General features: G+C 71.2%; 20 protein-coding genes and 1 pseudogene. 9 read left to right on the top strand and 12 right to left on the bottom strand.

What is annotated here, in order from left to right; all coding sequences use genetic code 11:
- The first annotated feature begins 101 nt into the window (after positions 1–101).
- Positions 102–968 carry a helix-turn-helix transcriptional regulator gene (locus AB0I10_RS15340; protein ID WP_363152932.1) on the top strand — a complete coding sequence of 289 codons (867 nt, stop codon included), beginning with the start codon at positions 102–104 and terminating at the stop codon, positions 966–968.
- On the opposite strand, the gene AB0I10_RS15345 is transcribed toward AB0I10_RS15340, so the two are convergent.
- The 3 genes from AB0I10_RS15345 to AB0I10_RS15355 all read right to left on the bottom strand — a co-directional run bounded on the left by AB0I10_RS15345 (position 923) and on the right by AB0I10_RS15355 (position 2,925).
- Positions 923–1,267 carry a hypothetical protein gene (locus AB0I10_RS15345; protein ID WP_363152933.1) on the bottom strand — a complete coding sequence of 115 codons (345 nt, stop codon included), beginning with the start codon at positions 1,265–1,267 and terminating at the stop codon, positions 923–925. The genes AB0I10_RS15340 and AB0I10_RS15345 overlap by 46 nt on opposite strands.
- A gap of 173 nt (positions 1,268–1,440) precedes the next feature.
- Complete coding sequence (locus AB0I10_RS15350; RefSeq protein ID WP_363152934.1) at positions 1,441–1,632, bottom strand: ferredoxin; 192 nt, start codon at positions 1,630–1,632, stop codon at positions 1,441–1,443.
- An 81-nt stretch (positions 1,633–1,713) separates the two neighbouring features.
- The gene (locus AB0I10_RS15355) at positions 1,714–2,925 is read right to left on the bottom strand and encodes a cytochrome P450 (protein ID WP_363152935.1); all 1,212 of its coding nucleotides are present in this window, start codon (positions 2,923–2,925) and stop codon (positions 1,714–1,716) included.
- Positions 2,926–3,095: 170 nt separating this feature from the next.
- On the opposite strand from AB0I10_RS15355, the gene AB0I10_RS15360 reads away from it, so the two are divergent.
- A complete protein-coding gene (locus AB0I10_RS15360; protein ID WP_363152936.1) occupies positions 3,096–3,575 on the top strand; it encodes a MarR family transcriptional regulator in 480 nt (159 codons plus the stop codon).
- A 63-nt stretch (positions 3,576–3,638) separates the two neighbouring features.
- On the opposite strand, the gene AB0I10_RS15365 is transcribed toward AB0I10_RS15360, so the two are convergent.
- The 3 genes from AB0I10_RS15365 to AB0I10_RS15375 form a co-directional block, all read right to left on the bottom strand.
- Positions 3,639–4,289, bottom strand: coding sequence for a peroxiredoxin-like family protein (locus AB0I10_RS15365; RefSeq protein WP_363152937.1), 651 nt, complete (start codon positions 4,287–4,289; stop codon positions 3,639–3,641).
- Positions 4,286–4,903 (bottom strand): TetR/AcrR family transcriptional regulator, encoded by a 618-nt coding sequence (locus tag AB0I10_RS15370; protein WP_363152938.1) that lies wholly within the window; start codon positions 4,901–4,903, stop codon positions 4,286–4,288. Before AB0I10_RS15370 ends, AB0I10_RS15365 begins: the two co-directional genes overlap by 4 nt.
- Before the next feature lie 89 nt (positions 4,904–4,992).
- On the bottom strand, positions 4,993–6,501 hold the full coding sequence (locus AB0I10_RS15375; RefSeq protein ID WP_363152939.1) for an MFS transporter: 1,509 nt from the start codon (positions 6,499–6,501) through the stop codon (positions 4,993–4,995).
- An 83-nt stretch (positions 6,502–6,584) separates the two neighbouring features.
- Here AB0I10_RS15375 and AB0I10_RS15380 point away from each other — a divergent pair, with 83 nt between their 5' ends.
- A complete protein-coding gene (locus tag AB0I10_RS15380) occupies positions 6,585–7,499 on the top strand; it encodes a helix-turn-helix transcriptional regulator (RefSeq protein ID WP_363152940.1) in 915 nt (304 codons plus the stop codon).
- A gap of 206 nt (positions 7,500–7,705) precedes the next feature.
- Here AB0I10_RS15380 and AB0I10_RS15385 read toward each other — a convergent pair.
- Positions 7,706–8,347: pseudogene (locus AB0I10_RS15385) on the bottom strand (methyltransferase domain-containing protein); the annotation flags it as partial.
- A gap of 112 nt (positions 8,348–8,459) precedes the next feature.
- Here AB0I10_RS15385 and AB0I10_RS15390 point away from each other — a divergent pair.
- Positions 8,460–9,905: a PLP-dependent aminotransferase family protein gene (locus AB0I10_RS15390; RefSeq protein ID WP_363152970.1), complete on the top strand. Its 1,446-nt coding sequence runs from the start codon at positions 8,460–8,462 to the stop codon at positions 9,903–9,905.
- A 170-nt stretch (positions 9,906–10,075) separates the two neighbouring features.
- Entirely contained in the window at positions 10,076–11,515 is a 1,440-nt protein-coding gene (locus AB0I10_RS15395; RefSeq protein WP_363152941.1) for an alpha/beta hydrolase, read from the top strand.
- 60 nt (positions 11,516–11,575) lie between these two features.
- Here AB0I10_RS15395 and AB0I10_RS15400 read toward each other — a convergent pair whose 3' ends face one another.
- Positions 11,576–12,034: a nuclear transport factor 2 family protein gene (locus tag AB0I10_RS15400; protein ID WP_363152942.1), complete on the bottom strand. Its 459-nt coding sequence runs from the start codon at positions 12,032–12,034 to the stop codon at positions 11,576–11,578.
- Positions 12,035–12,187: 153 nt separating this feature from the next.
- On the opposite strand from AB0I10_RS15400, the gene AB0I10_RS15405 reads away from it, so the two are divergent.
- The 3 genes from AB0I10_RS15405 (at position 12,188) to AB0I10_RS15415 (ending at position 15,260) form a co-directional block, all read left to right on the top strand.
- Entirely contained in the window at positions 12,188–12,751 is a 564-nt protein-coding gene (locus AB0I10_RS15405; protein ID WP_363152943.1) for a TetR/AcrR family transcriptional regulator, read from the top strand.
- A gap of 129 nt (positions 12,752–12,880) precedes the next feature.
- Positions 12,881–13,483: a carbonic anhydrase gene (locus tag AB0I10_RS15410; RefSeq protein WP_363152944.1), complete on the top strand. Its 603-nt coding sequence runs from the start codon at positions 12,881–12,883 to the stop codon at positions 13,481–13,483.
- Positions 13,484–13,658: 175 nt separating this feature from the next.
- Entirely contained in the window at positions 13,659–15,260 is a 1,602-nt protein-coding gene (locus AB0I10_RS15415) for a SulP family inorganic anion transporter (RefSeq protein WP_363152945.1), read from the top strand.
- A gap of 82 nt (positions 15,261–15,342) precedes the next feature.
- Here the strand turns inward: AB0I10_RS15415 and rocD are convergent, their stop codons facing one another.
- The 3 genes from rocD to AB0I10_RS15430 form a co-directional block, all read right to left on the bottom strand.
- A complete protein-coding gene (rocD, locus tag AB0I10_RS15420) occupies positions 15,343–16,620 on the bottom strand; it encodes an ornithine--oxo-acid transaminase (protein ID WP_363152946.1) in 1,278 nt (425 codons plus the stop codon).
- Positions 16,620–17,492: a dimethylargininase gene (gene ddaH, locus AB0I10_RS15425; RefSeq protein WP_363152947.1), complete on the bottom strand. Its 873-nt coding sequence runs from the start codon at positions 17,490–17,492 to the stop codon at positions 16,620–16,622. The genes rocD and ddaH overlap by 1 nt, the downstream gene beginning before the upstream one ends.
- A 255-nt stretch (positions 17,493–17,747) precedes the next feature.
- Complete coding sequence (locus AB0I10_RS15430) at positions 17,748–18,251, bottom strand: Lrp/AsnC family transcriptional regulator (protein WP_363152948.1); 504 nt, start codon at positions 18,249–18,251, stop codon at positions 17,748–17,750.
- Between the two features lie 234 nt (positions 18,252–18,485).
- On the opposite strand from AB0I10_RS15430, the gene AB0I10_RS15435 reads away from it, so the two are divergent.
- On the top strand, positions 18,486–19,265 hold the full coding sequence (locus AB0I10_RS15435) for a GntR family transcriptional regulator (protein ID WP_363152949.1): 780 nt from the start codon (positions 18,486–18,488) through the stop codon (positions 19,263–19,265).
- Positions 19,266–19,330: 65 nt separating this feature from the next.
- On the opposite strand, the gene AB0I10_RS15440 is transcribed toward AB0I10_RS15435, so the two are convergent.
- Complete coding sequence (locus tag AB0I10_RS15440; RefSeq protein ID WP_363152971.1) at positions 19,331–20,659, bottom strand: amidohydrolase family protein; 1,329 nt, start codon at positions 20,657–20,659, stop codon at positions 19,331–19,333.
- Between the last annotated feature and the right edge of the window lie 183 nt (positions 20,660–20,842).

Genomic DNA, 20,842 nt, shown 5'->3' on the forward strand with positions numbered 1-20,842 from the left:
GCCCCCTTGAACGTATGCATGCCCTTCCTACTACCGACGGGACCACCCTCCCGACCCGCGACGGGCGGCAACCCCTGCCCGACCGGCCGCATACTGCCGCTATGGACCAGCGCACCGAACTGAGCGAGTTCCTACGCTCCCGGCGGGCCCGGCTGCGGCCGCAGGACGTCGGGCTGCCGGACCACGGGCGGCGCCGGGTCCCGGGGCTGCGGCGCGAGGAGCTGGCGCAGCTGGCCGGGGTCAGCGTCGCGTACTACATCCGGCTCGAACAGGGCCGTGGCCGGAACGTCTCCGCCGCCGTACTGGACGCGATCGCCAACGTGCTGCGGCTGACCCGCGCCGAGCGCGACCACCTCACCCATCTCGCCCGTCCGGTCTCCCGCAGGGTGCGCCCGGCCGGCCGTCCGCAGAAGGTGCGGCCCGCGCTCCAGCAGCTGATCGACACGATGGAGGGCATCCCCGCGTACGTCGTCGGGCGGCGGCTCGACATCATCGCCTGGAACCGGCTGGCCTGTGAGCTGCTCGGCGACTTCCCCTCGCTGCCGCGCCCGCAGCGCAATCTGGCCTGGCAGGTCTTCCTGGACCCGGCGGCGCGCGAGCTGTACGAGAACTGGGAGGCGAAGGCCGCGGACATCGTCGGCTATCTGCGGCGCGACGCCGGCCGCAATCCCGACGACCCGGAACTGACCTCGCTGATCGGTGAACTGTCCGTCAAGAGCGACGAGTTCCGGAAGCTGTGGGCCGCGCACGACGTCCAGGACAAGGGCTTCGGGGTGAAGGTGCTCAACCATCCGCTGGTCGGGCGGCTGACTCTCGCGTACGAGACCCTGACGCTGCCCGCCGACCCCGACCAGCAGTTGATCACCTACCACGCGGAACCGGCCTCGCCGTCGGCTGCGGCGCTGCGGCGGTTGGCGTCAGGTCAGGAGAAGGCCACCGAGCGGAGCTTGAGCCGCGCGGAGGCGTGACCGCCGTTCGGCCGGAGGGTGAAGTAGTCGCCCTCGCAGTCGGCGTCCGAGAAGACCGTAACGGTCGCGTCCGTGTCGTTCCTCGGTGTATCCGCAGGCGGCACGGCCTCGTCGGTCGCACCTGGGAGGTTGATGCACTCCTGGCTCGGCGGGGCGATCAGCCCGCTGGTGTGCCGGGCGCCGTCCGGGTCGGTGTACACGTAGGTGAAGTTCCCCGCGGCCGCACTTGCGGAGGTGGGCAGGGCCAGGACGAGGGCGAGGGCACCGACGGCGGTGGCCACCGTGTGGCGAAGACGCATGCGGATATTCCTTCCGTTACGGGATCCGTGCGGACTGTCGCTGCCCGTGCGGAGACCCGGTGATGTGCGCCGTCACACGAAGGAGTGCCGCGGAATCGAACCGCCGGTGGCTATTGCGCCCCCAGGGGTAAGGGCCTCAACACTGCGCCCTGCCAGGGGTGTTGCCGGACTCCCTACGAAACGGAGATCGCCGCGGCCGGGCAGATGGCCGCCGCCTCCCGCACCGCCTCGTGCAGCTCCGCCGGCGGCCGGGCGTCGAGGACGATGACGATGCCGTCCTCGTCGCGCTGGTCGAAAACTTCCGGCGCGGACAGCACACAGCTTCCGGCGCCGCAGCACTTCTCCTGGTCGGCGTGAACGCGCATGGTTCTCCCTGCGGTGGGCCCGGCCGCGAGCGGCAGCCGGTGATGGACGGACGGACTGGAGCGGGCTTCAGAGGCAGGCGGTCACCAGGCGACCGGCAGGGCGTGCACCCCGTAGATCCCCATGTCGTGGCGGAACGGGACGTCCTCGAACGGGATGTCCAGGCGCAGGCCCGGCAGCCGGCGCAGCAGCGTCTCCACCGCGATCTGGAGTTCCACCCTGGCCAGCGGCTGGCCCAGGCACTGGTGGACGCCGAAGCCGAAGGCGACATGGCGCCGGGCATCGCGGCCGACATCGAGCGCATCGGCCGCGGGGAAGACCCCCTCGTCGCGGTTGGCCGCGTTGAGAGTGCACAGGACGCCCTCGCCGGCGCGGATCGTACGGCCGCCGACGGTGGCATCTTCGGTGGCGACCCGGGGGACGCCGTTGTGGACGATCGTCAGATAGCGCAGCAGTTCCTCGACGGCACCCTTGATCAGCGCGGGGTCTTCGCGCAGCCGGGCCAGCTGGTCGGGGTTGCGGAGGAGGGCGAGCGTCGACAGGGCCGTCATGTTCGCGGTGGTCTCATGACCGGCGATCAGCAACAGGCGGCCCATGGCGGCGATTTCCGTGAAGTCGAGCTCACCGCGGGCGACCAGCCGGCTGACGATGCCGTCGTCCGGGGCGCTCTGTTTGGACTCGGCGAGACGCGTCAGATAGTCCAGCAACTCCTCCTGTGACGCGCGCACTTCATCCGGCGTCGACCGGAGGGTGAGCAGCACCCGGCTGCGTTCCTGGAAGAAGTCGTGGTCCTCGTACGGGACGCCGAGGAGCAGGCAGATCACCAGCGACGGCAGCGGCAGCGCGAACTCGGTGACCAGGTCGGCCGAGGTGCGGCCGTCGGTCATCCGGTCCAGCAGGTCCTCGGCGATGCGCTGCACCTCGGGGCGCATCGCCTCCACCTTCTTGACCATGAAATCGGCGGTCAGCATGCGGCGCAGCCGGGCATGGTCCGGGTCGTCCATGCGGATGAAGGTCGGGTTGCTGCCGACGAGTTCGCGCAGGCCGGCGGTGAGGAAGGGGAATCCCGGGAGGGCGGCGTCGGCACTGAAGCGCGGGTCGCCGAGCACATCCCGTACGTCCTGGTGGCGGGTGACCAGCCAGCACGAGGAGCCGTCCCACAGCGTCGCCCGGGTGACCGGCTCCTCCCGTCGCGCGCGCTCGACACCGGGTGCCGGATCGAAGGGACATCCGCCGGCGCGTGCGGCGGGCACGGCGAGCGGCGGGGCCTCGGTACGTACTTCTGCAGTCGTCATTCGGCTGGTCCTTCCACGATCGGCCAATTCATTACCTAAGTTAAGCAACTAAGTGATTTCACGCTAACTCAGGGCGAGTTGGGGAGGGAAGGGGCGATCACGTGCCGATCGAGGTTGGCTCAATCCCGACGGGAGTGTTGAGGGGAGTGCCGACTGGCTAAAGTTCCCCCATGCCGGACCCCGTGAGAGCTCAGGACCCCACCGTCGCACTGCAAAGAGTGCTGGCCACGCTGTCCTATCTCCTCACCCGGTCGCAGACGCACGAGCGCCAGGCGGCGGCGGCCGGGGTCAAGGCGGGACGCTCGGACCTGTGGCTGCTGATGGCGCTGGACGGTGGCGGAGGTGTCAGCCGGATCGGCGATCTGGCGGCTCTTCTCATGGTCGAGCCGCCTCATGTCACCCGTCAGATCAGCCAGTTGGAGTCACAGGACCTGGTCGAGCGGACGCCGGACCCCCAGGACCGGCGCGCTCGCCAGGTGGCCATCACCCCGCACGGCAAGGTTGTCCTCGAACGCCTTCAGCAGGCCGCGCGGACCAGCCTCCACCAGGCGCTCGAAGACTTCGACGATACGGATATCGCCACCACCGTCGCCGTACTCAACTGCCTGGTGAGCCACGCCCGGCAGCGCCATGCGGAGGAATATCGGTAGGGGGACAGGGGGTCGGCGGTTTCGGCCTGGAAATCCGACCTTGGCGCTCCCGCTGCCGCCGTCCTATCCTCGGGTCGCGTCGAGCGCCGTAAGGATGTCGGCAGGTTCCGCGCGGGCCGTGTAGTCGGTGTCGACGAAGGCCCAGCGGATGGTGGCGGTGCGGTCGATGACGTAGGTGGCCGGGAGCGGAAGCGTGTGCGGGTGACCGCCGTTGACGCGCTGGAGGTCGAAGCCGAAGGAGTCGTAGACGGCGGCCAGGTCGGCGGGCAGATCGAAGCTGAGGCCGTACTGCTTGGCGGTGTCGGAGCCCACGTCGCTGAGGACGTCGAAGGCCAGCTCGTGCTTCTCGGAGAGGGTCAGGGACTCGTCGGGGATCTGCGGGGAAACGGCCACCAACTGGGCGCCACGGGCAGTGATTTCGGCGTGGTGCTGTTGCAGGGCGCGGAGCGCGATATTGCAGAACGGGCACCAGGCGCCGCGGTAGAAGGTCAGCACGACCGGGCCGTCGGCCAGCAGGCCGTCCAGGGTCACGGTCCTGCCGTCCGCCGAGGGCAGGCTGAAGCCGGGGGCCGATGCGCCGACGTCCAGGGCGCGTTCGGCCTGGCCGGAGGCGGCGAGTTCGCGGCCGGCACGCTCCATGATCTCGCGCGCGGCGGCCGGGAGCTGCGGGTAGCCGGCGCGGAAGAAGGCGGTCAGTTCGTCGTTGAGGCTCATCGCGGTGGTTCCTCCTGTGGTGGGTGGTGGGCGCGCAGCGGAGCGACGGTGGCGGACACGGCGTCGGTCAGCGTCGCGGCGGCGGCACCCGCGCGGGAGCGCAGATTGACGCCGTACGCGAGCATCGCCAGGGTGGCGGCCGCGGCGTCGAGGTCGACGGACGGCCGGAGCTGTCCGAGCCCGGCGGCCGTGGTGAGTGCGGAGTGCATGGCCGCCTGGAGCGTCCGGTGGTGCGCGTCGAGCAGTGCGCGTACGTCGGGCTCCGCGCACTCCGGACCGGCGTGGGCGTTGGTGACCAGGCAGCCCCAACCCGCGACGCCGCCGGAGCAACGCAGACGGATCAGTCCCGTGAAGAACTCCTCGATCGCCGTCAGCCCCGAGGGCGCCGCCGCCAGCCGGGCGAACGCCGGGGTCGAGTGCTGCTCGATATAGCGGCCCAGGGCCGCGGCGTAGAGGCCGTGCTTGCTGCCGAAGGTCGCGTACAGGCTGGAGCGGCTGACGCCGGACGCGGTCACCAGGGCCTGGATTCCGGTGGCGGGCATGCCGTGCCGCCAGAAGACCCGTACGACCTCGTCGAGTACGGCGTCGGGATCGAAGTGCTTGATGTCCGCCATGTGTGCCCCATCTCGGAACGGTCGTTCCAAGATAGCGGGTTGGGGTGTGCCGCGACAAGGCAATCGGAGGAACTCGGCGGTAGGGCAGGCTACTTGGGGCGCCGGGACGGGCTGTCGGGGAGGAGGGGGAGCAGCGTCGAGACGGTGGCGGCGAGGGCGAGGTTGAAGAGCAGCGCGCTGGTCAGCGCATGGTTGTACGCGCGGATGTCGTGGTGTGCGGCGCCGCCCAGGGCGTTGTAGTAGAGGACGCCGACGAGGGCCACGCCGACCGCGCCGCCGACCTGCTGTCCCGTGGAGAGCACACCGGAGGCCATGCCGACCTCCTTGGGGCCGACGTTGCTGAGCACGGCGTTCAGCAGCGGGGTGACCAGCAGACCGTTGCCCACGCCGATCAACACCAGGGTCGGCGCGAGCGACCAGGCGGTCAGCGCGGAACCGGCGTGCATGACCAGGACGATGGTGGCGAGGTAGCCCAGGCCGCCGATGAGGCCGCCGGCCTGGAGCACCCGGCGTCCGAACCGGGTGAGCCGTCCCGCGACGAGGCTGGCGGCGAAGAAGGCCACGGCGAGTGGCGTATAGACCAGGCCGGCGCCGAGCGCGTCCATCCCTAGCCCGTCCTGCAGGGTGAGCGACAGGATCAGGAAGAAGGAGTTGATGCCCGCGTACGTGAGGACGACCAGGGCCATACCGACGGCGAAGGGCCGCTCGCGCAGCAGGCGCAGCCGGACGAGCGGGGTGCCGCCCGAAGCGTCCACCCGCCGTTCCACCACGGCGAACGCGGCGCAGGCGAGGGCGCTGCCGGCCAGGCTGAGCCAGGTCCACAGCGGCCAGCCGTACGTCCGGCCTTCGACCAGCGGCACGACGAGGAGGAAGAGGGCCGCGGTCAGTACGACGGCACCGGGCAGGTCGAGCCGCCGGGCCTCCGGCGCGCGCGACTCGGGGACGAAGCGGGCGGCGAGCAGCAGCGTGGCCAGCCCGATGGGGAGGTTGACCCAGAAGACCGGCCGCCAGGAGGAGCCGACGGCATCGGGGACGAGCGCGCCCAGGAGGCCGCCGGCTGCGGAGAAATCGGTGGCGATCAGGACGCCGCCGAGCAACTGGCCGGCGATCGTGGCCATGCCGATGACCGCACCCAGCGCGCCGAACGCCCGGGGCCGCTGCCCGGCTGGGATCAGCACCTGGATCATCGCGAAGACCTGCGGGAACATCGCCGCCGCGCCCAGTCCCTGGACCAGACGCGCGGCGATCAGGCTACCGGGGTCGGGGGCGAGGGCACAGGCGACGGAGGACAGCGTGAACAGCGCCATACCGGTCAGGAACAGCCGCTTGCGGCCGTACCGGTCACCGAGTCGGGCGCCGGCGATCAGGGCGATGGCGTAGGTGAGTTGGTAACCGGCGAGGACGAGTTGGATATCGGCGTCGGAGGCGTGTAGGCCCGCCTGGATGGCGGGGGCCGCGACCAGCACGATGAAGGTGTCGAGTACGGCCATGAAGGCCCCGACCAGCACGACCGTCAGGGCCCGCCATGGCGCCGCGGCGGGCGGCGTCGGCGTTGCCTGCTGCTCGGTGCTGGGAAGTGCGAGGGGGAAGTGGCGCATGCCGCAAGCGTTGTGGAGGCCGGGGCGGCGATACAGAGGCCAAATATGCTGGTATTCGTACCAACCCCCGTGAGTGGAGTGCGATGGCTGACCAGGAGCGACGGCGGTACCTCGGGGAGTTTCTGCGGTCCCGCCGGGAGCGGATCACGCCCCGCCAGGCGGGTATCCCCGCGGGCCCGCGGCGCCGCACCCCCGGACTGCGGCGCGAGGAGGTCGCCCAGCTCTCCGGTGTCAGCGTGACCTGGTACACCTGGCTGGAGCAGGCACGGGACATCACCGTCAGCCGACAGGTCCTGATGAGCCTGGCGCGCGCACTGATGCTCAGTTCCGTCGAGTGCCGGCATCTGTTCGCGCTGGCCGGCGTGCAACCGCCGGAACAGCCGTCCGGCCGCGGCCCAGGGCCCGCCTTGCAGCAGCTGGTGGACGCGCTCGAACCGCACCCGGCCTACCTCCTGGACGCCAATTGGGACCTGGTGGGCTGGAACCGGGCCGAGGCGGGTCTGATCGGCGACCCGGGGCAGCTGACGCCGTCCGAACGCAACCTGATCTGGCTGGTGTTCATGGACCCGGCGATGCGGACGCTGTTGGCCGACTGGTCCGGGCAGGCGCGGAATCTGCTCGCGCAGTTCCGGGGGGACGCGCAGCAGCGCATCGGCGATGCGCGCTTCGAGCGGCTCACGGGCGAGTTGCGGCAGGCGAGCGTGGAGTTCCGGGCGTGGTGGGAGGCGCACGACATCGCGGAGCTCGGCAGCAGCCGCCGGGAGTTCGCACACCCCCGGGTCGGACTGCTCACCTTCGACTACGTGAAGCTGGCGGCGCTCGACGCGCCCGGCATCAAGCTCTTCGCCTGCATGCCGGCCGATGTCGGGACGGCGGGGAAGCTTCCCGCGCTGCTGGAGTGCGCTGCGGCAGCTCGCGAGGCAGCTCCTGAGGTGCCTGAGGCGTCTCCTGAGGCAACTCCCGCTTCCTTCACCGCAGTCGCCTTGAAGAATGCGTAGTGGAAGCTCCCGCCGTCCTGGGTGGTCCGCCGCAGGTCGGCGATTCCGCGGTCCCAGTCGGCCCCCGTGGTGAGCCCGGCGCTCAGCGCGTCCGCCCGTACCGAGTCGATCATGGCGATGAACGTCTTCCGTGTGAAGCCGTCGACCAGCGCGGGCCGGGTGCCGTCGGCGTAGACGGTACGCGGGCGGACCACCACGTCGGCGAACCCGGCATCGGCCAGCAGCGGCTGCAACTCGCGCCCGATCAGCGCGTTTCCGCCGGCGGCGGACTGCAGCCGGACCTGGTGCCCGATCGCCGCGCGGGCGTAGCGGCTGTCCGGGTGGAAGAGCGCCGACCCGTGATCCCCCTCGATCACGGTGAGCGTGCCGCCGGGCCGCAGTACGCGCCGCAGCTCGGCCAGCGCCCGCTCGACGTCCGTCAGATGCTCCAGCACGAAGCAGGCGAAGACGTGGTCGTACGTCGCGCCGGCGAACGGCAGGTCGTACAGGTCGGCGCGGCGCCACTCCACGAGCGCCTCCGGGGCCTGCGCGGCCAGGTACTCGCGGGCCTGCGCGAGCGACCCCGCGGAGCGGTCGACGGCGACGATGCGTGCCCCCGGGCTGCCCTTGACCAGATGTACGGTCTGTGCGCCGACCCCGCATCCGACCTCCAGCACCCGGCTGCCGGCGGGGTACGCCGTCCCGGCATGCAGCAGCGCCGCAAGAGTGTCCGCCTGATCCCCCAACCGGCGCGCCTCGTGGTCGGAGTATCCGTGCACGTAGGCGGTGTCGGCTGCCGACTCCCACAACTCCCGTTCTGTGTCCATGACTTCACTGTGTCGACACAATGGTCCGGTGAACAGGTCCATAGACGACGGCTCTCACCGGTCCAAAACCGCCCCTGCCCCTGCCCCTGTCGCTACCTCTCCCTCTACCTCTGCCCCTGCCGCCATCTCCGCCGCCGGGGCGGACTTTCTTCAGCTGAACATCGGCGACGCGCCTACGGGCGGGCGTGCCGAATGGCTGGCCCAGCAGCTGCGGCAGGCGATCGCCGACGGCCGTCTCCCAGTCGGGAGCAAGCTGCCCGCCACCCGCGCACTCGCGGCTGACCTGCACATATCCCGTGGCGTCGTCACCGATGCGTATCAACGGCTCACCGAGGACGGGCATGTCGTCGGGCGGGGACGGAGCGGGACCACCGTGGTTGCCGCTCCCGTCGCGGCGCCGACGGCGACGCGCCCGGCCCGTCCGGCCGATCCACCGTCGTCGGGCGCGCTGTTCGCATCCCCGCCCGGTCCGGACATCTTCGACTCGCTACGGGCGGCAACGGCCCGGATCGACCTCTCGCCCGGTGTGCCCGACCTGGCCGCGTTTCCGCGAGCGGCATGGCTGCGCGCCGAGCGCGCGGTGCTCACGGACCTCTCGGCGGCCGACTTCGGATATGGAGATCCTCGCGGAGCGCCGCCGCTGCGCCTGGCCATCGCGAACTGGCTGGCCCGTAACCGTGGCATCAGGGCGGATCCGGACGAGGTGCTCATCGTCGCCGGGACCGCGCAGGCGCTCGGTCTGATCGCCCAGGTGCTCCGGCGCGACGGCATCAAGGCGATCGCGGTGGAGGACCCCGGATCGCTCGGCGCCCGTCAGCATCTGCGCAACTGGCAGGTGGAGACGCCGCCGGTCCCGGTCGACGGCGACGGCGTATGCGTCGACGCGCTGCGGGCCGGTGGCGCACCGGCCGCTCTGCTCACCCCGGCACATCAGTTTCCGATGGGCGTGGTGCTCGGCGGCAGCCGACGGCGCGAGCTGATGCGCTGGGCGGGTGACGGCGGGCTGATCATCGAGGACGACTACGACGCCGAGCACCGCTACGACCGCCCGCCGGTTCCCGCCCTGCGTGCCATGCTCGCCGAGCGCGTCTGTTACGCGGGCAGCGTCTCCAAACTCCTTGCTCCCGCCCTGAGGGTGGGATGGCTGCTCGCGCCGCCGAAATACCGAGATCCCCTCGTCGAGGCCAAGCGGTTCGCCGACCTCGGCAACGCCGTACTGCCGCAGCTGGTACTGGCCCGGCTGATGGAATCCGGCGAGATGGAACGCCGACTGCGCCTTCTGCGCAGACGCCACCGCCGCCGCAGGGACGCCATGATCGAGGCGATCCGTAGGCACCTACCGGGTGCGACGGTGCACGGCGCCGCCGCCGGCCTCCATCTGACGATCACCTTCGAGCGCGGCCTGGACTCCGGCGGCGACCTTGCCGACGTGGATCTGGCCGCCGCCGCCCTCGCCAAGGGTGTAAAGGTCCAGCCGCTGTCGTGGCACAGCCTGCGTCCACAGCCGCCGGGGCTGGTGCTCGGCTACGCGGCGCGCAGTCCCAGCGATCTCGCCGAGGGCGTGTTCGTCATCAGTGAGGCCCTACGCCGTGTGCGGTGACGCCTTGGGGTCGATAGGGGCATTGCTTGAATGCTCGCCCGTTCGCCGGGCACGTGAGGACCGTTCGGAGGAGCGGAGGTGTGGCGGCGAGGCCGTGCCGGGGCGTGGCTCCTAGGTTCTGGTGCGGACCGGGGCCCGCCGTCGAGCCCCTTGTTTCCAGGGGAGCCGACATGCCCGACCGCTCCGCAGGAGCCGATGAGCCCGACGACCGTACGCCCGTCGCCGCGCCCGGTCTCTCCCGCCGCGGCGCACTCACCTCGCTGGCCATCGCCGGTGCGGGCACCCTCACCGCCTGTTCCAGTACCGGCCCCGCAGCGGTCGGGCCGGCAACCGGCTCCCCAGCGCGCCGCGGTGCGGCAGCGTCGTCCCCCACGCCGGGTGCGATGCAGCTCTTCCAAGACGCCGCGATGAACTTCAACGCATTGCTCGCGCTCGGCGCGGCGGGGCAGCACGCCGGCGAGGTCGGCGAGGTGCTGACGGCCGTCAACGCGATCAACACGGCCGGTGCGAGCTTCCAGACCTTCACCGACACCTTCCGGTCATGGGGCGACCGGCTCACCCGGCAGGCCGAGCGGGCCGGACGGGAGGGGGACGAGGAGACCCGGCGCTGGCGCTCGCTGCGCGCCGCGCAGTACTACGGACAGGCGCTCTTCTTCGTGCTCGGCACGGACCACCCGGGCGACGAGGAGGCGGTGTACCGCGCCGGCCGCCGATCCTGGGACAGCTTCGCCGCACGGTGCCGACCGGCCGCCCTACGTGCCTCCGTGCCGTGGGGAAAGACCCGGATGCCGGTGTGGTTCTTCCGGCCCGATGACGCGCCGTCCCCTCGTCCCACGGTGATCCTCACCAACGGCAGCGACGGCCAGAATGTCGACATGTGGACGTACGGGGTCCTGGCCGCCACGCAGCGCGGCTGGAACGCGCTGGTGTATGACGGCCCCGGCCAGGGCCAGCTGCTGTTCGTTGAGGAGATCCCCTTCAGTGACCGCTGGGAAGACGTGGTCTCTCCTCTCGTCGACTGGCTGCGTCAGCGCACGGACGTGGACGAGGACCGCATCGCACTCGCCGGCCTCAGCATGGCCGGTGACCTGGCGCCACGCGCCGCCGCCTTCGAGCACCGGCTGGCCGCGCTGGTCGCCATGCCGGGCTGTGTCTCGCCGTGGCTCGGCTTCCCCGCCGAGATCCGCAAGATCGTCACCGGCGACAAGAAGGCGACCAACCAGATCTGGAACGAGGAGGTCGTCCCCTCGCTCGACGCCGCCCAGCAGTTCACTTTCAAGAAGCGCCTGGAGTGCTTCTCGCCGGCCGCACTGCGCGCCGCTCGCAGGGGCAAGCTGCCGACCGATTTCTGGACGCCGGCGCAGCGCATCGAGAAGCTGGACATCACGGGTGTGGTCCCGCAGATCACGGCGCCCACCTTGGTCCTGGACTACGACGATGAGGCGTTCTACCCGGGCCAGCCGCAGCAGCTGTACAAGCTGCTGCGCGCCCCTAAGGAGTACGTCAAGCTCACCGCGGCCGAGGGCGCACAGCTGCACTGTTCCCCCATGGCACCGCAGCGGCACTGCGAGGTGGTCTTCGACTGGCTGGCGGACGTGCTGCACGCCTGAGCCGGCCCAGGCCGACAGGGCCCAGGGGCCGGGCGGGGTCGCTACGCCCGCCCTGCCTCCTCAACGGACCGGCAGCACAAGCCCGTTCTCGGACTCCGGGCGCGGGCCGAAGATGCGCCGTTCCGACTCCGCGATGGCGACGTCATGGATGCCGGCTTCGCGGCGGCGCATCAGTCCGTCCTCGGTGAACTCCCACAGCTCATTGCCGTAGCTGCGCCACCACTGGCCGGTCGCGTCGTGGCTCTCGTACTGGAAACGCACCGCTATCCGGTTGCCGCCGTACGACCAGAGTTCCTTGCGCAGTGCGTAGTCGAGCTCCCTGGCCCACTTCGCGCGCAGGAACTCCACGATGGCGGGACGGCCGGTGACGAAGGTGTCCCGGTTCCGCCAGACCGAGTCCTCGGTGTACGCGAGTGCCACCCGCTCGGGGTCGCGGGTGTTCCAGGCGTCCTCGGCGGCCTGCACCTTCTGGAGTGCGGTCTGCTCGTCGAACGGGGGGAAGGGTGGCCTGGGTGTCATGTCGGGTCTCTCTCTCGGCGATCTCTCGCGATCTTGGCGATCTCTCGCGGAGAACGATCGTTCTCCGCGTGTCCGGTAGTGTAGAGAACGAACGTTCTCGTGCCAAGTGGGCAAGGGGACAAGTGGCGAAGTGGGGGCGAAGTGGGAAGCGCAATGGATCAAGATGAAGCCCGCTTGCGGATACTCGACGCCGCGGAGCAGCTGTTCTACGACCGTGGGATCCAGGCCGTCGGCATGGACGAGCTGCGCACCGCCGCCGGTGTCTCGCTGAAGCGGCTCTACCAGTGCTTCCCGTCCAAGAACGACCTGGTGGAGGAGTACCTGCGGCGCCGCGACACCCGTTGGCGCGCCGCGCTTGCCGAATACATCACCCGGCACGCTGCCACTCCCCAGGACCGGCCGCTGGCGCTCTTCGACTGGCTCCACACCTGGTTCGCCGCACCCGGCTTCCGGGGCTGCGCCTTCATCAACTCCTACGGTGAGTTGGGCCCGTCCTCGGACGGTGTCGCCTGCGTCGCCCGGGACCACAAGCTCGCGCTCCGCGAGTACGTGACCGACCTCGTCCGCGACCTCCCGGTCGGCAATCCGTCCGGCCTGGCAGGCCAGTTGGTGCTTCTCATCGACGGCGCGATCACCACCGCCGCGCTGACCGGCGAGCCGGCCGCGGCTCGGGACGCCCGTACGGCGGCGGAAGCTCTCGTGGCGGCGGCCGGCTAGCGGACCGGTCTTCAGCTTCGCTTCAGGATCACTGCGTCATGGTGTGCCGCAGGTGCTCGCCGAGCGCCGCATCACCTCTAGACCCGACCACACCACACGCCCGCCAGGGCGAGTAGGAGGCAGGCCGCCATGCAGCAACTCACCGCGTATGCCCGTACTTTCGAGAGCCGTTGCGCGGAGCGCGGCGAGGACTTCGGCAGGCTGGGGGCCGGGCAGTCGCCGCAGGCCCTCTTCATCACGTGTTCCGATTCGCGCGTCGTGCCCGCGCTCATCACCGGGGCGGGCCCCGGCGACCTCTTCGAGCTGCGCACCGCGGGCAACATCGTCCCCGAGTACCGCGAAGAACACCCCGCGGGCGAGTCCGCGACCATCGAGTACGCCGTGCGCGTGCTGGGCGTACGGCACATCGTCGTCTGCGGGCACTCCCACTGCGGGGCGGTCGGCGCCCTGGTGCGCGACGACGATCTGAGCGATGCGCCCGCCATCCAGGGCTGGCTGGACGCGGCCGCGCCGGAGCAGCTGCGCGGTACGGGGGCGGGCGGGAGTTCGCCGGAGTTCGCCGATGCCGTGCAGCGGCATGCGCTGGTGCAGGGGGAGCGGCTGCGGGCCTATCCGTGCGTGGCGGAAGCGATGGCCGAGGGCCGGCTCTCGCTGGATGTCTGGTTCTACGAGGTGCATACGGGCGCCGTACGCAGCTACCGGTCGGAGGCGGGGGTCTTCCAGCCGCTGTAGGCGCGGCGCCGGGTGGCCGGGTGGCCGGGTGGCCGGGTGGCCGGGTGGCCGAATGGCCCTTTGCCGCTTTGCCCCTTTGGCCGCACCGCCTCCTGCCGCCCGCCCGCTCCCCCCACCCCACCCCGCCCCGCCCCGACCACTCCCGCTCACCGCTTCCGGAGGAACCGCAGATCCCATGCTCGCTTCACTCAGGCATCGCTCCACAGCCAAGCTCTCGGCACTCAGCCCCACGACCTTCCGCCACGACGTGCTCGCCTCGCTCGTCGTCTTTCTCGTCGCCGTCCCGCTGTGCGTCGGCGTCGCCGTCGCCTCCGGTGTCCCCGCCGAACTCGGACTGATCACCGGCATCGTCGGCGGCCTCGTCGTCGGCTGTCTGCCCGGCAGCTCGTTCCAGGTCAGCGGCCCCGCGGCCGGGCTGACCGTCCTCGTCCACGAGGCGGTGCAGAAGTTCGGGCTCGCCTCGCTCGGCGCGATCGTGCTCGCCGCCGGCGTTCTTCAGCTCGTCCTCGGCGCACTGCGCTGCGGGCGCTGGTTCCGCGCGATATCCGTGGCCGTCGTCCAGGGAATGCTGGCCGGCATCGGCCTGATCCTCATCCTCGGCCAGGTCTATGCCATGGCCGACGCCGACCAGCCCGGCAGCGGGCTCGGGAAGATCGCCGGACTGCCCGGTCTCGTCGCGCACATCGCCGGCCGCCCCGAGGCGCTCGCGGCATTCGCCGTCGGCGCGGGCACCTTCGGCCTCCTTGTGCTGTGGAAGTGGCTGCCCGCGAAGGTGCGGACGGTGCCCGGCCCGCTCGCGGCCATCGGCGTGGCCACCATCGCGACGGCGCTGCTCGGGTTGCCCGTCGCCAAGGTGGAGGTGCAGGGCCTGCTGGCGTCCATCCAGCCGCCCGGCCTCGGCGAACTCGGCGGGCTCGCCCAGCTGTCGGTCATCGGCACCGTGCTCGCCTTCGCTCTCATCGCGTCCGCCGAGAGCCTGTTCAGCGCCGCGGCGGTCGACCGGATGGCCGACGGGGCGCGCACGGATTACGACAAGGAGCTGATGGCGCAGGGCGCGGGGAACGCGGTGTGCGGGGTGCTGGGCGCGCTGCCGATGACCGCGGTGATCGTACGCAGCGCGGCCAACGTCCAGGCCGGAGCGCGGACCAAGGCCTCGCGGGTGCTGCACGGCGTCTGGCTGCTGGTCTTCGCGGCACTGCTCCCGGCCGCGCTCGGTGTCGTCCCGCTCGCCGCGCTGGCGGCCGTCCTCGTGCACGCCGGGGTGAAGCTGGTCCCCGCACGGCAGCTGCCGCAGCTGTGGCGGGAGCACCGGGGCGAGGCGGTGATCCTCGGGGTGACCGCGGGCGCCATCGTCTTCACCAACATGTTCGAGGGCGTGCTGCTCGGGCTGCTGCTCTCGGTGGTGAAGTCCGCCTGGGAGACCTCTCATGTCCAGGTCGACGTGCGGGAGTTGACCGGTGGGCGGATGGTCGTCGCCCTCCGCGGCAACGCGACCTTCCTGCGGCTGCCGAAGATCCTGGACGCACTGGAGGCGCTGCCCCAGGACACACCCGTAGAGCTGGACCTGACGGAGCTGCGACACCTCGACCATGCCTGCCGCACCGCGCTCGACGGCTGGGCGGCGCAGCACAACGGGGCCCGATACAACGGGGTGCCGAACAACGGGGCGCAGGACAACGGGGCGCAGGACGATGCGGCACAGGACGACGGCTCGCAGCAGACCGGCGCGGGCGGCGCACCGTCGCCCCAGCTGACGGGCAGGGCGGCGGGGGAGTAGCCGCGGAGATCCGAGTACCAGGGCTCGGGGAACCAGGGCTCGGGCGCGCGGAAGCGGGCGCCCGAGCCCTGGTACGCCGGTGTCAGGCCAGTGCCCGCGCCAACCCGCCCAACGCCGACTCCAGTTCCTCGCCGGTGATCGTCAGCGGCGGGGCGAGGCGGATCGTGGAGCCGTGGGTGTCCTTGACCAGGATGCCCTCGCGCAGCAGGCGTTCGCTGATCTCGCGGCCGGTGCCCAGGGCGGGGTCGATGTCGACGCCGGCCCACAGGCCGCGGGCGCGGAAGCCGGTGACGCCCTTGCCGGTCAGGGCGGTCAGGCCGGTACGGAGGACCTCGCCCAGTTCGGCGGCGCGGCGCTGGAACTCGCCGGTGGCGAGCAGGTCGATGACGGCTGAACCCACCGCCGCGGAGAGCGGGTTGCCGCCGAAGGTGGAGCCGTGCTGGCCGGGGCCCAGCACACCGAGGACCTCACGGCGGGCGACGACCGCGGAGACCGGGACGATGCCGCCGCCGAGCGCCTTGCCGAGGAGGAGGACGTCAGGGAGGACGGACTCGTGGTCGACGGCCAGAGTGGTTCCGGTGCGGCCCAGGCCGGACTGGATCTCGTCGGCGATGAACAGGCAGCCGGTGCGCCGGGTCAGTTCGCGTACGCCGGCGAGGTAGCCGTCGTCGGGGATGTTGACGCCCGCCTCGCCCTGGATGGGTTCGATGAGGACGGCTGCCGTGGTCTCGTCCACGGCCGCTTCGAGGGCCGCCAGGTCGTTGTAGGGGACGACGCGGAAACCGGGGGCGAAGGGGCCGAAGCCGGCGCGGGCCGTCTCGTCGTCGGAGAAGCCGACGATCGTGGTCGTACGGCCGTGGAAGTTGTCGGCGGCCACGACGATCGTGGCCTGGTCGGCCGGGACGCCCTTGACGTCGTACGCCCACTTGCGGGCGACCTTGATGCCGCTCTCCACCGCCTCGGCGCCGGTGTTCATCGGCAGCACCATGTCGAGACCGGTCAGCTCGGCCAGTCCCTCGGCGAAGCCGGCGAGGCGGTCGTTGTGGAAGGCGCGGGAGGTGAGGGTGAGCTGGTCGAGCTGGCGGTGTGCGGCCTCGATCAGCGCCGGGTGACGGTGGCCGAAGTTGAGGGCCGAGTAGCCGGCCAGCATGTCGAGGTAGCGGCGCCCCTCGACGTCCTCGACCCAGACGCCTTCGGCGCGGGCGACGACCACGGGCAGCGGGTGGTAGTTGTGCGCGAGGACCGGGCCCTCGGCGCGGATCAGCTCCGCCGAGGAACGGGCCGGCGAACGGTCCGGCGACCGGGGCGCGCTGACGGAGGCGGTGGAGGCGGTGGGGGCGGTACGGGTGGGTGCGGTCATCAGCGGATCTCCTGGGTGCAGCACTTGATGCCGCCGCCGGCCTTGTGGAACTCCGACAGGTCGACGGGGACGGGGACGTAACCACGGCTGGTGAGCTGGTCGATGAGGCCGACGGCCTGCGGGGCGATGAAGACATGACGGCCGTCGGAGACGGAGTTGAGGCCGAACGCCATCGCGTCGTCCCGGGTGGCGATCACCGCCTCCGGGAACAGGTGCCGCAGCACCTCGCGGCTGCCGGACGAGAACGCCTCGGGGTAGTAGGCGATGTTCGCCGCAGCGGTCTCCCCGCCCGTCCTGCCCGTTCCGCCCGGTCCACCCGTTCCATCCGTCCCGTCCAGGACGAAGAGCGCGGTGTCCAGGTGGTAGAAGTACGGGTCCACCAGCTGGAGCCCGATCGTCGGTACGCCGAAGAACTCCTGCACCTCGGCATGCGCCTCCCGCGTGGTGCGGAAACCGGTACCCGCCAGGATGAAGCGGCCGGCGGGTACGAGATCGCCCTCGCCCTCGCACAGCGACTCCGGCCGGTAGACGTCGTAGCCCGCCGCCTTGAACCACATCTCGTACTCGGCGGATTCCGGCTGCCGCTGGGGCGCGTGGAAGTACGAGCCGAAGACCCGGCCGCCGACGACCAGCGCCGCGTTCGCCGCGAACACCATGTCCGGCAGGCCCGCCACCGGGGTCACGTTCTCCACCGTGTGGCCGTGGTCGCGGTACGCCCGGATCAGCGTCTCCCACTGGCGGCCCGCGAGGGCGGAGTCGACCTGTGCGTCCTCGCGCATCCAGGGGTTGATCGCGTACTGGACGTCGAAGTGTCTGGGCTCGCAGACCAGGTAGCGCCGGGGGACCGGCGCCGGCACACGAATCGTCGGCACACTTGGCGGCACAGAGGGATCCCTTCGCTTCGTGCGTGACATGCGGGGTGACCGGTTGTCACTGATCGTGACCCGGGGTGCATGTACACGGTACGGAGCGTCCGATTCCGGCGACAAGAACGAAGAGCTGCTTGGCAGCGCAGGAATGCTGCGTGGATGGGCTGGTCAGCGCATGTTTGCTGCGCCACGTTCCCCAGTCACCCGAGTGCGCCAGTCACCTGGTTCATCGCTTGCCCGGTTCATCGCTCACCCGGTTCACCGCTCAGCCCCGTCCCCCGGAGCCGAGGACTGGCGGGCGCCGGCCTCCGGGCTGTCCGGCAGCAGATGGGAAAGGACCATGTAACTGATCGTCTTGCGGATGAACGGCTCGGCCCTGATGCGTTCGAGCACCTCCTCGAAGTGCTCGACGTCGGTCGCCCGGACATGCAGCAGCGCATCCGCGCCGCCCGTGACGGTCATCGCGGCCGCGATCTCCGGATGGTTGCGTACGACCTCCGCCAGCCGGCGGGGCGGCGCGGCGCTGTCGCAGTACACCTCGACATAGGCCTCGGTGAGCCACCCCAGGGCGGCGGGCCGGACGGTGGCGGTGAACCCCGTGATGACGTTGTTCTCCCGCATCCGGTCGACCCGGCGTTTGACCGCGGTGGCCGACAGGCCGATGGCGGTGCCGATCTCCGCGAAACTCGCCCGGCCGTTCTCGATCAGCGCCGCAACGATCTTTCGGTCGAGGTCGTCGAACGGGGCGGCCTTGTTGGTCATGACGGGCGAACCTTCCCTTCCGTCGGATTTGCCTCACCGTAGCGGTGGCGCGGGTCGGGTTAGGCCCCGTGAACCCCAGGGCAGTAATCGATGCAGGTCAGAGAGGGTGGCGTAACTTCGCCGAGATGTCGCTCGCCTAGCGTCGGCGTCCGGTGGGCGGATGAATGGCCCGCGCGTCGCCGCGCGTTGCCCCGTGTCGCAGCCGCGACCCGTACGAGCGAGGAGGGCCGGACCGTGCACGATCCGACACCGAGCGGCGGCGGGTCCGGCGAGCCGCTGACGCGCGCCGACCGGGCCCGGCGAGTGGCGAACGTGCTGCGCCGGCAGGTCCTGCGCGGTGCCTTCCCCACCGGTGTACTGCCCGACGAGCGGGACCTGATCGCCGAGTTCGACACCTCTCGCAACACCGTGCGGGAAGCGCTCGGATTGCTGCGCGACGAAGGGCTGGTGGCGCGCCGCCGTGGCGTGGGCACGGTCGTGGTCGGCCGCGCCTACGAGCATCCGCTCGGCGAACTGTCCGGCCTCGCCGAGGTCCTTCAGCGGCATGGCGTCGTCGTCAACGAGGTGCGCGAGGCGCGGACCGTACGTCCGCCGCTGTCGGTGGCCCGCCGGCTGGACCTGCCCGAGGGGAGCCCGGCCGTCTACCTGGAACGGCTGCGCCGGGTGGACGGCACCCCGCTGTCCCTGGACTGCACCTACCTCATCCCCGAGGTCGGTGAGCCGCTGCTGGCGCGGGGCCGGCGGACGCTGGAGAACCACGACGTCTTCGATCTGATCGAGACGGTGGCGGGTACGCCGCTCGGTACGGCCGAGGTGTCCGTGCAGGCGGTGGTCGCGGACCCGGCGACGTGTGGGGTGCTGGCGATGCCCGCGGGCGGCGCGGTGCTCGCGGTCGAACGCTTCACGAGGCTCGCCGATGGGCGGCCGGCGGACCTGGAGTTCATCCATGTGCGGGGGGACCGGCTGACGTTGCACGCGAGGCTCGATCGGGTGCGGGACGCTTCGGGCGGGTAGGGCCGACGGGGGTGCCCGTACCGCTGCCGGTGCGGCACCGCCGTCGGCCCTACCCAAGCGCAGCGTCACGGCAACGGATTCACCCGCTGCACTTCGGCCTTCCGCACCACCTGGGGCCCCACCTTCGCGGCCCGTTCCACCAGCGCCCGGCCGTCCCAGTCAGTCGGCCAGCCGTCCCACAGGCGCAGTTTGCCGTCGACGACGACCGCGCGGATCTGGTCGCGGTTCGCCAGGCGAACAAGTTCCCACCGCAGATCCCAGGACGGCGTGAGCTCGGGGACGTTGACATCCACGACGAGGAAGTCGGCGGCCTTGCCGACGGCGATCTCGCCGGTCACCTTGCCCAGCCCCAGCGCGTCGGCGCTCAGCGAGGTCGCATGCTCCAGCCAGATCCGCCCGGCCCCGCACGAGGAGTCCCCCGACGCCATCCCGTACGCCAGCCGCTGTGCCGTCTCCGCGGCGTCGATCAGCCGGAAGCCGTCACCGCGGGTGCCGTCGGTGCCGGTGCCGAACCGTACGCCCATCGCGGCGAGCATGGTCGCATGGGCCACGCCGTTGCCCTTCCAGGCGCTGGCCACCGGGTTGTAGCTGATGGCCGCGCCGGAGTCGGCGAGCAGCCGCATCTCGGTGGGGGTGAGCAGGGTGGCGTGCGAGCCCAGAGTGTGGGGACCGAGGGCGCCGATGTGATGCAGATACTCGACCGGGCGCCGGCCCACGCTCTTCAACGAGCGCTCCACGGACGCGAGATGTTCATTGACGTGGATCTGGAACACCGCACCGGCGTCGGCGCACATGTCCGCGGTCTTCTTGAGTACTTTCGCCGTCGCGTTCTCGGCCACGGCGATGGCGAGTGAGGGGTGCACCAGCGGATGCCCCTCCCATCTCCCGAGGTGCTCGGGGCCGCCCTGCCCGTCAGCGACGATCTTGGACAACACGCATCGGATGCCGGCCTCTTCCGTGCCCCTCGCGATCACCTCGACATCGACCGGAGCACGTGTCCCCGCGTCCGCGACGGTGGTGAAGCCGCCCCGCAGCGCTTCGAGTGCGGCCAGCTTCGCCGAGAGATAGGCGCTCTCCCTGTCCAGCGCGTGCTCCAGCGGCTCCCAGATCGTCTTGAAGATCTCCGACGGCTGGCCGAACGACTGCGCCTTCCCGAAACTCTGGGTCAGGTGGTGGTGTGCGTCGACGAACCCCGGCATGAGCAAATGCCCGTCCAGCCGCACGGGTTGGAGATCGCGGTGCGCGGCGATGAGCCGCCGGGCCGGGCCGATCTCCCGGAACTTCCCTCCGTCGACGAGTACGGCCTGCCCGCGCGTCGGCCCCTCCGGCAACAACGTGAACTCGGGCACCAGTAGCTTCTTCCTACCCGCACCCTCGAACTGCTCCCGCCGCAGCCCATGCGGCGCGCCTGCCCCGCTCGCGCCCCCTGCCCCGCTTGCACCCGCGGCCGCGCTCGTACCCCCGGCCGCGCTCGCACTTCCAGCCGCCGGGCCGCCGAGCAGCCCGCCCGCCCCGGTCACCGCCACTCCGGCGATGAACCTCCGCCGCCCGACGCCGTCTTGTCCCGGCTGCCCTTC

It is taken from the genome of Streptomyces sp. NPDC050636 (assembly GCF_040654775.1).
Classification (GTDB): domain Bacteria; phylum Actinomycetota; class Actinomycetes; order Streptomycetales; family Streptomycetaceae; genus Streptomyces.

Bases quoted from the DNA above. Each gene is read 5' to 3' on its own strand.
- AB0I10_RS15340 (WP_363152932.1), top strand. From the start codon at position 102: ATGGACCAGCGCACCGAACTGAGCGAGTTCCTACGCTCCCGGCGGGCC.
- AB0I10_RS15345 (WP_363152933.1), bottom strand. From the start codon at position 1,267: ATGCGTCTTCGCCACACGGTGGCCACCGCCGTCGGTGCCCTCGCCCTC.
- AB0I10_RS15350 (WP_363152934.1), bottom strand. From the start codon at position 1,632: ATGCGCGTTCACGCCGACCAGGAGAAGTGCTGCGGCGCCGGAAGCTGT.
- AB0I10_RS15355 (WP_363152935.1), bottom strand. From the start codon at position 2,925: ATGACGACTGCAGAAGTACGTACCGAGGCCCCGCCGCTCGCCGTGCCC.
- AB0I10_RS15360 (WP_363152936.1), top strand. From the start codon at position 3,096: ATGCCGGACCCCGTGAGAGCTCAGGACCCCACCGTCGCACTGCAAAGA.
- AB0I10_RS15365 (WP_363152937.1), bottom strand. From the start codon at position 4,289: ATGAGCCTCAACGACGAACTGACCGCCTTCTTCCGCGCCGGCTACCCG.
- AB0I10_RS15370 (WP_363152938.1), bottom strand. From the start codon at position 4,903: ATGGCGGACATCAAGCACTTCGATCCCGACGCCGTACTCGACGAGGTC.
- AB0I10_RS15375 (WP_363152939.1), bottom strand. From the start codon at position 6,501: ATGCGCCACTTCCCCCTCGCACTTCCCAGCACCGAGCAGCAGGCAACG.
- AB0I10_RS15380 (WP_363152940.1), top strand. From the start codon at position 6,585: ATGGCTGACCAGGAGCGACGGCGGTACCTCGGGGAGTTTCTGCGGTCC.
- AB0I10_RS15395 (WP_363152941.1), top strand. From the start codon at position 10,076: ATGCCCGACCGCTCCGCAGGAGCCGATGAGCCCGACGACCGTACGCCC.
- AB0I10_RS15400 (WP_363152942.1), bottom strand. From the start codon at position 12,034: ATGACACCCAGGCCACCCTTCCCCCCGTTCGACGAGCAGACCGCACTC.
- AB0I10_RS15405 (WP_363152943.1), top strand. From the start codon at position 12,188: ATGGATCAAGATGAAGCCCGCTTGCGGATACTCGACGCCGCGGAGCAG.
- AB0I10_RS15410 (WP_363152944.1), top strand. From the start codon at position 12,881: ATGCAGCAACTCACCGCGTATGCCCGTACTTTCGAGAGCCGTTGCGCG.
- AB0I10_RS15415 (WP_363152945.1), top strand. From the start codon at position 13,659: ATGCTCGCTTCACTCAGGCATCGCTCCACAGCCAAGCTCTCGGCACTC.
- rocD (WP_363152946.1), bottom strand. From the start codon at position 16,620: ATGACCGCACCCACCCGTACCGCCCCCACCGCCTCCACCGCCTCCGTC.
- AB0I10_RS15430 (WP_363152948.1), bottom strand. From the start codon at position 18,251: ATGACCAACAAGGCCGCCCCGTTCGACGACCTCGACCGAAAGATCGTT.